This window comes from Streptomyces sp. NPDC001902, from assembly GCF_042891295.1.
In the GTDB taxonomy this organism is placed as follows: domain Bacteria; phylum Actinomycetota; class Actinomycetes; order Streptomycetales; family Streptomycetaceae; genus Actinacidiphila.
Genome location: NZ_JBIATA010000027.1, coordinates 98,102 through 108,969, shown reverse-complemented (window position 1 = coordinate 108,969; position 10,868 = coordinate 98,102). Strand labels below are relative to the sequence as shown.

Below are 10,868 nucleotides of genomic sequence, written 5' to 3'. Positions count from 1 at the left end.
GGGCCCCCAACTTCGGGGGCCCTGCCGAATCGGGCCGCCCGCCCACCCAAAACCCCCGGGGCGGGGTTGGGGCCCCCGGGGGGGGGGGCCCCCGGGGGCCCCCCCCCCGGGCCCCCACCGCCGTCCGTTTCGCAGCACGTACCACGGCGTACGCGGAAGGTGTGGTCACCGGTGATCGAAGTCCCCTCCCTGGACGGCTGGTTCCCCTCCGGGGTGCCCGGGCCCGCGGCGCTCGCGGAGCACGTGGAGGCGACCGGCAACGGGCAGTGGTGGGCCGACCGGGCGGTCGGGCCCCGCGCGGTCGCGGTGGCGTGCGCGGACCACGTGCTGCTGGAGGGCGATCCCCGGTACGTCGCCCCGGACGCGCTCGCTGCCCTGGGGAACGACGGCTACGTCCTGGCGCGCACGGCTTTCCTGCCGGTCCTGGGGGCGGCGTTCGACCGGATCGTGCCCTGGGAGCGGATGATCTGGGTGCAGTCGCGGCCGGTGCCGCGGAGGCTGCCGCCGCGGGACGTGGTGGTGCGCAGGCTGGCGCCGGGAGACGGAGCGGCCGTGGCCGGCGCGGGCGACGACGCCGCCTGGATCACCCGCAGTTGGGGCGGTGCGCACGGGCTCGCCGCGTCGGGCCACGCGTGGGGGGCGTTCCGCTCGGGCCGCCTGGTCTCGCTGGCGTGCACGTACTTCCTCGGCGGCGTGTACGAGGACCTCGCGGTCGTCACGCTGCGCGGCCACCGCCGCGAGGGCCTGGCACTCGCCTGCCTGTCGGGCCTGTGCGGCGACGTCGCGGCCCGCGGTCGCACACCCAGCTGGACCTGCTCGCGCGGGAACCGGCCCAGCCGGCGGCTGGCCTGGACGGCGGGTTTCCGGCTGTTCGGCGAGTACGTCCACTACGGCGTCGGGCGGCCCGCGGGAGCGGGCCGCCCGGGTGGGATCACGCGCGCCGTCAAGGCACGTTGACCGCCGGCCCGGCCCGCTCCGACGCGGGTGAGGCGGGCGACGCGGGCGGACGACCAACGAACGCACCCCGCCCGGTGGGCCCCCACCGGGCGGGGTGCGGTGCGTCGGCTCAGGGCTCGAAGCGGTAGCCCATGCCCGGCACGGTGATCAGGTGGCGCGGGTGGGCGGGGTCCGGCTCCAGTTTGTGCCGGAGGGTGGCGAGGTAGACCCGCAGGTAGTTGGTGCGTTTCTCGTTGCCCGGGCCCCATACGTCGCGCAGCAGCTGGCGCCCGGTGATCAGGCGCCCGGGATTGCGCAGCAGCGGGGCGAGCAGCCGCCACTCGGTGGGCGTGAGCCGCGGGGCCGCACCCTTGCCGGAGCGGCGCTCGACGGTGAACGCGCCCAGGTCGACGCGGTAGTCCGCGATGGTGACCGTCTCCGGCTCCTCCAGGACGGGCGGGCGGCGCAGCACGGCGCGCAGCCGGGCCGCCAGTTCGTCCATGGAGAACGGCTTGGTCACGAAGTCGTCGGCCCCCGCGTCCAGTGCCTCGACCTTGTCGGCAGGCCCGGTCCGCCCGGACAGCACGATGATGGGCAGCGGGCTCCAGGCCCGCACCCCGTGGATGATGTCGGTGCCGGACATGTCGGGCAGGCCGAGGTCGAGGATGAGGGCGTCGGGCGGCTGCCGGGACACCAGCAGCAGTGCCGTGGTGCCGTCGGGGGCGGTGGCGACGGCGTAGTGACGTGCCGTCAGGTTGATGTCCAGCGCCTTCAGGATCTGCGGTTCGTCGTCGACGATCAGGACGCGCCTCATGTCAGCGCCGCCTCCCCGCCGGTGGGGGCGGCGGGCACGTCGGCCGGACCGCCGGCGGTGGGCAGGGACAGGACCATGGTGAGACCTCCGCCAGGGGTGTCCTCGGGGGTGAGGGTGCCGCCCATGGCCTCGGTCAGGCCGCGCGAGAGGGCGAGCCCGAGGCCGAGGCCGGTGGTGTTGTCGGTGTCGCCGAGCCGCTGGAAGGGTTCGAAGACCCTCTCCCGGTCGGCGGGTCGGAGGCCGGGTCCGCGGTCCGCGACGCGCAGCTCGATGCGGGGGCCGAGGGCGCTGGCGCTGACCAGGACCGCGGTGCCTTCCGGGGCGTACCGTTGGGCGTTGGTCACCAGGTTGGCGATGACACGTTCCAGGAGCGGCGGGTCGGCCAGCGCGAACGGTACGTCCGCCAGGCCCCGGGTGGTGACGGGGACCGTGCTCTCGGCCAGGCTGTCGAGGGCGAGCGAGGCCGCTTCGGCCACGGAGGCGGGCTCGAGGGCCAGGCTGAGCGCGCCGGCCTGCAGTCGGCTCATGTCGAGGAGGTTGTCCACCAGCCGGTTGAGCCGGTCCAGGGACACCTCTGCGGTGGCCAGCAGTTCCTCCTGGTCCTCGGCGGAGAACTCGACCTCCCGGCTGCGCAGCGAGCTGACGGCCGCCCAGGCGCCGGCCAGCGGGGTGCGCAGGTCGTGGCTGACCGCCGCGAGCAACGCCGTCCGCATGCGGTCGGCCGCCCTGACGGGCTCCACCTCCGCTGCGGCCTCGGCAAGCCGGGCCCGTTCCAGCGCGGAGGCCACGTGCCCGGCGAAGGCGATGAGCACACGCCGCTCCGAGGCCGCCAGGCGGCGGCCGCGCAGGACGAGGACGTCGTCCGGTCCGACGGGCACGGCCACCACGCCGTCCGCGGGGTCGTCCACCGGCGCCGCCCCGCCGTCGGAGCCGTGCACGAGCTCGGCCGACTCCATGCCGAAGGCCTCCCGCGTTCGGTGCAGCAGGGCCTCGACGGCCTGGTCGCCGCGCAGGATGCTCCCGGCGAGGGAGGACAGCGTTTCGGCCTCGGCGGTGGCGTTGGCCGCGCGTCTGGACAGCCGCAGCGAGCGGTCCACGATCGTCGCGACGGTCACGGCGACGAGCGCGAACACGGCGAGCGCCAGCATGTTGTTGGTCTCGCCGATGGTGAACCGACCGATGGGCGGTATGAAGTAGTAGTTCAGCAGCAGGGACGCGGTCAGGGACGCGAGCAGCGCGGAGACGACGCCGCCGATGCAGGCGACGCCGACCACGGTGAGCAGGAAGAGCAGCGCCTCGCTGGTGAGGTTCAGATGGCCCCGGCTGTTGGCGAGCACCGCGGTGAGCAGGGCGGGCAGGACCAGTCCCGCGACGGGGCCCGCCACCTTCCGCGCCGTGGGCAGCGAGCTGCCGGTGGCGGGCAGGAGGCGGCCGCGTCCCGCGCGCTCGTGGGTGACCATGTGGACGTCGATGTCGCCGGAGCGTTCCACGATGGTCTCGCCGACCCCGCGCCCGGTGAGGAACTGCGAGAGCCGCCCGCGCCGGCTGGTACCCATCACCAGCTGGGTGGCGCTCTCGGCCCGCGCGAAGTCCAGCAGGGCGTCGGGGACGTGGTCGCCGACGACGGAATGGAAGGTGCCGCCGAGGCTCTCCACGAGGGCCCGCTGTTTGGCCAGGGCGGCGGGCGAGGCGTCGGCCAGTCCGTCGCTGCGCACGATGTGGACGGCGAGCAGGTCGCCGCCGGCGGACCGGGCGGCGATCCGGGCGGCGCGGCGGATGAGGGTCCCGCCCTCCGGGCCGCCGGTGACGGCGACCACCACACGCTCCCGCGTCTCCCAGACGCGTCCGATGCCGTGCTCGGAGCGGTACTTCTGCAGCGCCTCGTCCACCCGTCCGGCGACCCAGAGCAGGGCGAGTTCGCGCAGCGCGGTGAGGTTGCCGACGCGGAAGTAGTTCGACAGGGCGGCGTCGACCTTCTCCGGGGCGTAGACGTTGCCGTGGGCCATCCGGCGGCGCAGTGCCTCGGCGGGCATGTCGACGAGCTCGATCTGGTCGGCGCGGCGGACGACCTCGTCCGGGACGGTCTCCCGCTGCGGCACGCCGGTGATCTTCTCGACGACGTCGTTGAGCGACTCCAGGTGCTGGATGTTGACGGCGGTGATCACGTCGATCCCCGCCCTGAGGAGCACCTCGATGTCCTGCCAGCGCTTGGCGTGGCGGCCGCCGGGGATGTTGGTGTGGGCCATCTCGTCGACGAGTGCCACCTGCGGCGCGCGGGTGAGGACGGCGTCGAGGTCCATCTCGGTGAAGACGGTGCCCCGGTAGTCGCGTTCCGCGCGGGGCACGACCTCCAGACCGTCGAGCATCTCCTCCGTGAGCGGCCGCTTGTGGCACTCGACGTACCCCACGACGACGTCGGTGCCCCGGGCGCCCCGGCGGCGTGCCTCGTCGAGCATGCGGTAGGTCTTCCCGACTCCGGGGGCCGCCCCGAGGAAGACCTTGAGTCTGCCGGGCCGTCCGCGGGGAGTGCCGGCCGGGGCCGGGACGACTGGCTGCGTCACCGGGAGTCCTTCCTTGTGCGGGTGTCACGCCGCCCGGCGGCGCAGGTGTTCCCTGCGCCGCCGGGCGGCGTGGTACGGGCGGTTCGACGGTGACGGGACGTCACTTCAGCTCGGTGAGCGCCTGGTTGAGTTCCACCACGTTGACGCGCTCCGCGCCGAGGAAGCCGAGGGTCCGGCCCTGGACGTGGTCCTCCACCAGCTTGCGCACGGCGGCGGCGTCCAGGCCGCGGGCCTGGGCGACCCGCTCGACCTGCTCGCGGGCGTACTCGGGCGAGATGTGCGGGTCGAGGCCGGAGCCGGAGGCCGTGACGGCGTCGACCGGCACGTCCTCGGGGGCCACGCCGTCGAACTCGGCGACCGCGGCCCGGCGTTCCTTGATGGTCTTCACCAGGTCCTCGTCGTTCGGGCCGAGGTTGGAGGCGCCGGTGACCAGCGGGTCGTAGCCGCCAGGTCGCGGCTGGAACCACTTCGGGTCCGGCTGGGCGACCTCGTCGGCGTCGTCCGGGTCCTTCTTCGGGAGGGTGAAGTTCTGGCCGATGAGGCTGGAACCGACGGTCTTGCCGTCCTGGGTGATCCTGGAGCCGTTGGCCTGGTCGGAGAACGCCGCCTGGGCGACGCCGGTGACGGCCAGCGGGTACGCGATGCCCAGGAGCACCGTGAACACCAGCAGCATCCGCAGGGCGGCCACGTGGTTGCGGACCACGGTGGGCAGGGAGCCGAACATGATGGGTTGCCTTCTTCTGTCAGCTGAGGCCGGGGATGAACTGGATGATCAGGTCGATCGCCTTGATGCCGACGAACGGCAGCACGAGACCGCCCAGGCCGTAGACCCAGATGTTGCGGGTCAGCAGCGCGGAGGCCGACGACGGCCGGTAGCGCACGCCGCGCAGGGCGAGCGGGATCAGCACGACGATGATCAGGGCGTTGAAGATGATCGCCGAGGAGATCGCCGACGTCGGGCTGTGCAGCTGCATGATGTTGAGCTTGTCCAGGCCCGGGTAGGCGATCGCGAACATCGCGGGGATGATCGCGAAGTACTTCGCCACGTCGTTGGCGATGGAGAAGGTGGTCAGCGCGCCGCGGGTGATGAGCAGCTGCTTGCCGATCTCCACGATCTCGATCAGCTTGGTGGGGTTGGAGTCCAGGTCCACCATGTTCCCGGCCTCCTTGGCGGCCGAGGTGCCGGTGTTCATGGCCACGCCCACGTCCGCCTGGGCCAGCGCCGGGGCGTCGTTGGTGCCGTCACCGGTCATCGCGACGAGCTTGCCGCCCGCCTGCTCCCGCTTGATCAGCGCCATCTTGTCCTCGGGCGTCGCCTCGGCCAGGAAGTCGTCGACCCCCGCCTCGTCCGCGATCGCCTTGGCCGTCAGCGGGTTGTCACCGGTGATCATCACCGTGCGGATGCCCATCCGCCGCAGCTCGTCGAACCGTTCCCGCATGCCCTCCTTGACCACGTCCTTCAGGTGGATGACACCCAGCACGCGGGCCGCGCCGTCCTCCTTGACCGCCACGACGAGCGGCGTACCGCCCGACTGCGATATGCGGTCGACCAGGGACTGCACCTCCTCGCCGGCCCGGCCGCCGTTCTCGGCGACCCACGCGGTCACCGCGGACGCGGCGCCCTTGCGGACCTGGCGGCCGTCGACGTCGACGCCGGACATACGGGTCTGCGCGGTGAAGGGCACGAACGCGGCGTGCCCGAGCTCGCCCTCGTGGCGGGCCCGCAGACCGTACTTCTCCTTCGCCAGGACGACGACGGAACGGCCCTCGGGCGTCTCGTCGGCCAGTGAGGACAGCTGCGCCGCGTCGGCGAGCTCCGCGTCCCCGACACCGCCGACCGGGAGGAACTCCGCGGCCTGGCGGTTGCCGAGCGTGATGGTGCCGGTCTTGTCGAGCAGCAGGGTGTTCACGTCGCCGGCGGCCTCGACGGCGCGGCCGGACATGGCGAGCACGTTGCGCTGCACCAGGCGGTCCATGCCGGCGATGCCGATCGCCGACAGCAGCCCGCCGATCGTCGTCGGGATGAGCGCGACGACGAGCGCCGCGAGGATGACGATGCTCTGCTCGGCGCCCGCGTAGATCGCGAACGGCTGCAGGGTGACGACCGCGAGCAGGAAGACGATGGTCAGCGAGGCCAGCAGGATGTTCAGCGCGATCTCGTTGGGCGTCTTCTGCCGGGCCGCGCCCTCCACGAGGGCGATCATCCGGTCGATGAAGGTCTCACCGGGCTTGGAGGTGATGCGCACGACGATCCGGTCCGACAGCACCTTCGTGCCGCCCGTGACCGCGCTGCGGTCACCACCGGACTCCCGGATGACCGGGGCCGACTCACCGGTGATCGCCGACTCGTCGACCGACGCGACGCCTTCGACGACATCGCCGTCACCGGGGATGACCTGCCCGGCCTCGACGACGACGTGGTCGCCCAGCTTCAGGCCGGAGGCCGGGGCCTCCTCCTCACGGAGCGAGGTGGCCCCCGGCCGCCAGTCGATCAGCCGGCGGGCGACGGTGTGGGTCTTCGTCCGCCGCAGGGTCTCGGCCTGCGCCTTGCCGCGGCCCTCCGCGACGGCCTCGGAGAGGTTGGCGAAGAGCACGGTCAGCCAGAGCCACACAGTGATGACCCAGGCGAAGACGCTGGGGTCCTTGATCGCCGAGAGGGTGGTCAGGACCGCGCCGACCTCGACCACGAACATGACCGGGTTCTTGATCATGACCCGGGGGTCGAGCTTCTTGACCGCGTCCGGCAGCGAGGTGAGGAGCTGCTTCGGGTCCATCATGCCGCCGGAGACCCGGTGCGGCTGCTGCGGCCCGGTCGGGGCGCCCCCCGGCGACGCGGGGGGTTCGAGGGTGGTCAGGGACATCAGGACAGACCTTCCGCGAGCGGACCCAGCGCCAGGGCCGGGAAGTAGGTGAGGCCGACGACGATCAGGATCACCGCCGTCAGCAGGCCGACGAACTGCGGCCGGTGGGTGGGCAGCGTGCCCGCCGTGGCCGGCACCGGCTGCTGCCGGGCCAGGGAGCCGGCCAGCGCCAGGACGAACACGATCGGCAGGAAGCGGCCGAACAGCATGGCCAGGCCGAGCGCGGTGTTGTACCAGTCGGTGTTGACGGTCAGGCCCGCGAAGGCCGAGCCGTTGTTGTTGGCGGCCGAAGTGAAGGCGTACAGCACCTCGGAGAAACCGTGCGCACCGGAGTTGAGCATGCCCGCGCGCTGACCCGGCATCGCCATGGCGAGGCCGGCACCGATCAGGACGATCGCCGGGGTGGTGAGGATGTAGAGGGAGGCGAACTTCATCTCCCGGCCGCCGAGCTTCTTGCCCAGGTACTCCGGGGTGCGGCCGACCATCAGTCCGGCCACGAAGACCGCGATGATCGCCAGGATGAGGATGCCGTAGAGGCCGGAGCCGGTACCACCGGGGGCGATCTCACCGAGCATCATGTTGAAGATCGTCATCCCGCCGCCGATGGGCGAGTACGAATCGTGGAAGGAGTTGACGGCGCCCGTGGAGGTGAGCGTCGTCGACGCCGCGAACAGCGCCGACCCCCACACACCGAACCGCTGCTCCTTGCCCTCCATCATGCCGCCCGCCAAGTGGCCGGCCTGGCTGCTCACGCTGTGCAGCTCGTTCACCGTGATGATGGCGACCGATGCGGCCCAGATCACGCCCATCACGGCGATGATCGCGTAGCCCTGGCGGTTGTCGCCGACCATGCGGCCGAAGGTGCGCGGCAGGGAGGTGGCGATCGCCAGCAGGAGGTAGATCTCCAGCCAGTTGGTGAAGGGGTTGGGGCTCTCGAAGGGGTGGGCGGAGTTGGCGTTGTAGAAGCCGCCGCCGTTGGTGCCCAGCTCCTTGATGACCTCCTGGGAGGCCACCGGGCCACCGGTCATGCTCTGGTGGTCGCCGACCAGGGTCGAGATCGACTCGACGCCGTGGAAGTTCTGCACGACGCCGCCGGCGACCAGCACGATCGCGAACACGAAGGCGAGCGGGAGCAGCACACGCACGGTGATCCGGGTGAGGTCCACCCAGAAGTTGCCGATGCGGTCGGTCTTCTTGCGGGTGAAGCCCCGGATGAGGGCCGCGACGACGGCGACGCCGACGGCGGCCGACACGAAGTTCTGCACCGCGAGACCGGACATCTGCACCAGGTGGCCCATCGTGGACTCACCGGAGTAGGACTGCCAGTTGGTGTTGGTGACGAAGGAAGCGGCCGTGTTGAAGGACACGCCGGGCGTCACGGCGGGCATGCCTATGGACAGCAGCAGGTGGTTCTGCAGCCGCATGAAGCCGTAGAGGAAGAGGACGGAGACGGCCGAGAAGGCCAGCACGCTCCGCAGGTAGACGGACCACTTCTGGTCCGCGTCACCGTCGACCCCGCCGAGCCGGTACGCGAAGCGCTCGACGCGCAGGTGCTTGGCGGAGGTGAGGGTGTGGGCCATGTAGTCGCCCAGCGGCCGGTAGGTCAGGGCCAGCGCGCCGACCAGCGCGAGGATCTGGAGCCAGCCCGCGAGGGTGTCGTTCACTAGAACTTCTCCGGGTAGATCAGTGCCAGCACCAGGTAACCGACCAGGGCCACGGCGACGACGAGTCCGACGACGTTTTCGATGCTCACAGCCGCTCCGCCCCCTTGGCCACGAGGCCGAGCACGGCGAAGACAGCGACGGTGAGGACGATGAAGGCCACATCTGGCATGCGGAGACACCCCGGAAGTCGTGTGGGGACGATGCCGCGTACCCGGTCGGGCCCGCGGCGCCGGTGAAAAACCGGTGTACGTAGCGAAGCGCCCCGCAGTGCCCCCGACGGGCTTCGTTAGCGGGTTCCTGACGCGGCCCCGGAGCGGCTTGACGCCACTTTGACGCCGCCCGGCCGAACGGGTGACGGGGGTGACGTGGCGCGTCGGCGGGGCGGTCGGCGGGGCCCGGAGCAGCGACGACCCCCGAGCGGGCGTGGCCGGCCGCAGCGGGGGTCGGGGTGCGAGGAGGGCCGTCCGGCCCGGTGGTGCGGAGCGGACTCAGAACCGCACGTAGACGTTCTTCGGCTGGGTGTAGGACTCCAGCTCCTCGATGCCCTCCTCGCGGCCGACGCCCGAGTTCTTCACCCCGCCGAAGGCGGTCCCGGGGATGTGCGCGGAGCTGGCGTTGATCCACACGTAGCCGGCGCGCAGGTCGCGGGCCGCGGCCATGGCGGTGTGCAGGTCGGTGGTCCAGACGCTGGCGGTCAGGCCGTACGGCAGTGCGTTGGCCTCGGCGATCGCCTGGTCGTACGCGTCGAAGGGCGCCGCCACCAGCACCGGCCCGAAGATCTCCTCCCGGAACAGCGGCCCGGAGGGGCCGGCGTGGGCCGCGAAGAGGGTGGGCCGTACGTAGTAGCCGGGCCGGTGCGGGGCGCTGCCACCCGCGACGAGGCGGAGGGCGGGGTCGGACAGTCCCGCCCGGATGTAGGAGGTCACCTTGCGGTAGTGCTCCTCGGAGACCAGGGGGCCGATGTCCGTGGTGGGGTCCGCCGGGTCGCCGAGGCGCATGGCGTCCATGCGCCTGCCCACTTCCTTGACGACGCGCTCGTACAGGGAGCGGTGGACCAGCAGGCGGGACGTGGAGCCGCAGCTCTGGCCCTGCCAGGTGAAGTTCATGCCCGCCATCGCACCGTCCACGGCCGCGTGCACATCGGCGTCGGCGAAGACGACCAGCGGGTTCTTGCCGCCCAGTTCGAGGGTGACCGTCTTGACCGCGGCGCTCGCCGCGCGCGCCTGGACGCGACGTCCCGTGGTGGACGAGCCGGTGAACGCGATGCGCGGGACGTCGGGGTGGGTCACCAGCCGTTCGCCCGCCACGGAGCCCAGGCCCGGCACGATGTTCAGGACCCCGGGCGGTACCAGGCCGGCGGCCAGTTCGCCCAGCCGCAGCGCGGACAGCGAGGTCGCCTCGGCGGGCTTCAGGACGACGGTGTTGCCGGCGAGGAGCGGTGCGGCGATGCGGGCAGCCGCGAACATCAGGGGATGGTTCCACGGGATGATCCGCCCGACGACGCCGAAGGGGTCGCGCAGCGTGTAGTCGAGGGCGTCGTGGTCTGCCATGGGGACGGTCTCGCCGCGCAGCTGGAGGGCGAGTCCGGCGAAGTAGCGCAGCTGGGCGGCGGCGACGCGGAAGTCGCCCCGCATGACCGCGACCGGGCTGCCGTTGTCGATGGTGTCGATCCAGGCCAGTTCCTCGCCGTGCTCCTCGATCGCCTCCGCGAGGGCGACCAGCACCCGCGCCCGGTCCGTCACGGAGGTGGCCCCCCACGCGGGGGCCGCCGTACGGGCCGCCAACACCGCGTCGTCGACGTCCGTCACGCCGCCGAGGGGTATCCGGGTCACCACCGTCTCGTCCGCGGGATTGACCACGTCCAGGGTCCGGCCCGAGGCCGCGTCGGTCGCCTCCCCTCCGATCAGCATGTGCCAGGGCCGGTCCACGATTTCGCCCGCGGTCGGTCGTGCGCCGGTCGCGCCGTACGGATTCGACAGCTCCGAAGTACGCATACACTCCAGATTTGCACCCGTATGTGCCGTATACAGTG

At 72.1% G+C, this 10,868-nt stretch carries 8 protein-coding genes; 1 reads left to right on the top strand and 7 read right to left on the bottom strand.

Going from position 1 to position 10,868, the window contains the following annotated elements; genetic code table 11:
• Window positions 1-171 precede the first annotated feature (171 nt).
• Window positions 172-957 (top strand): GNAT family N-acetyltransferase, encoded by a 786-nt coding sequence (locus ACFYYN_RS34100; RefSeq protein ID WP_500548787.1) that lies wholly within the window; start codon window positions 172-174, stop codon window positions 955-957.
• A 109-nt stretch (window positions 958-1,066) separates the two neighbouring features.
• On the opposite strand, the gene ACFYYN_RS34095 is transcribed toward ACFYYN_RS34100, so the two are convergent.
• The 7 genes from ACFYYN_RS34095 to ACFYYN_RS34065 all read right to left on the bottom strand — a co-directional run bounded on the left by ACFYYN_RS34095 (window position 1,067) and on the right by ACFYYN_RS34065 (window position 10,830).
• Window positions 1,067-1,750 carry a response regulator gene (locus ACFYYN_RS34095; protein WP_500358940.1) on the bottom strand — a complete coding sequence of 228 codons (684 nt, stop codon included), beginning with the start codon at window positions 1,748-1,750 and terminating at the stop codon, window positions 1,067-1,069.
• A complete protein-coding gene (locus ACFYYN_RS34090) occupies window positions 1,747-4,311 on the bottom strand; it encodes a sensor histidine kinase (protein WP_500548786.1) in 2,565 nt (854 codons plus the stop codon). Before ACFYYN_RS34090 ends, ACFYYN_RS34095 begins: the two co-directional genes overlap by 4 nt.
• A gap of 100 nt (window positions 4,312-4,411) precedes the next feature.
• Complete coding sequence (gene kdpC, locus ACFYYN_RS34085; protein ID WP_500329333.1) at window positions 4,412-5,035, bottom strand: potassium-transporting ATPase subunit KdpC; 624 nt, start codon at window positions 5,033-5,035, stop codon at window positions 4,412-4,414.
• A 19-nt stretch (window positions 5,036-5,054) separates the two neighbouring features.
• Window positions 5,055-7,172, bottom strand: a complete 2,118-nt coding sequence (gene kdpB, locus ACFYYN_RS34080) for a potassium-transporting ATPase subunit KdpB (protein ID WP_500548785.1) — start codon at window positions 7,170-7,172, stop codon at window positions 5,055-5,057.
• The gene (kdpA, locus tag ACFYYN_RS34075) at window positions 7,172-8,836 is read right to left on the bottom strand and encodes a potassium-transporting ATPase subunit KdpA (RefSeq protein WP_500548784.1); all 1,665 of its coding nucleotides are present in this window, start codon (window positions 8,834-8,836) and stop codon (window positions 7,172-7,174) included. Before kdpA ends, kdpB begins: the two co-directional genes overlap by 1 nt.
• Window positions 8,836-8,925 carry a K(+)-transporting ATPase subunit F gene (kdpF, locus tag ACFYYN_RS34070; protein WP_326579416.1) on the bottom strand — a complete coding sequence of 30 codons (90 nt, stop codon included), beginning with the start codon at window positions 8,923-8,925 and terminating at the stop codon, window positions 8,836-8,838. Before kdpF ends, kdpA begins: the two co-directional genes overlap by 1 nt.
• A 399-nt stretch (window positions 8,926-9,324) precedes the next feature.
• Entirely contained in the window at window positions 9,325-10,830 is a 1,506-nt protein-coding gene (locus ACFYYN_RS34065) for an aldehyde dehydrogenase family protein (protein ID WP_500548783.1), read from the bottom strand.
• Window positions 10,831-10,868 lie beyond the last annotated feature (38 nt).